Raw genomic sequence first — 355 nt, 5'->3', positions numbered from 1 at the left:
AGACGCGAATCATTACCGTCATACGAGAACACACTCGTCGAAACCGGCACCAAAGTGACGCCCTCAACCTCCACGGAATCCGGGCACTGCGGAAGCCACGCCTGAGCATCCTCAACAGCAGAGGCAAACTCAGCCGACTGGGAATCAGCCTTAGCCTCATCCTGCACACCGTAGAGGCATACTGCGCGAACGCGGGCACCCTCATCAGTGACCAGCACCTTCACCCAAGCATTCTCAGGCTGAGCGCTATCAAAGTACTCAACACGCACCAGCGCGCCAAACGCATCAACACCCCAGAAGACAGTGAGGAAAGTGCGCATGGCGGGTTCTCGTTTCGTGTGGTTGGTGAATATCC

At 56.9% G+C, this 355-nt stretch carries 1 protein-coding gene; it reads right to left on the bottom strand.

The window, feature by feature from the left end:
* The coding region (locus HMPREF2894_RS09190) for a hypothetical protein (protein WP_246826999.1) at nucleotides 1-320 on the bottom strand (320 nt) is incomplete at its 3' end.
* Between the last annotated feature and the right edge of the window lie 35 nt (nucleotides 321-355).

Source organism: Rothia sp. HMSC066G02 (assembly GCF_001813145.1).
Lineage (GTDB): Bacteria > Actinomycetota > Actinomycetes > Actinomycetales > Micrococcaceae > Rothia.
Note: the sequence above shows the minus strand (reverse complement) of the source record. Positions and strands in the feature narration are given on the sequence as shown.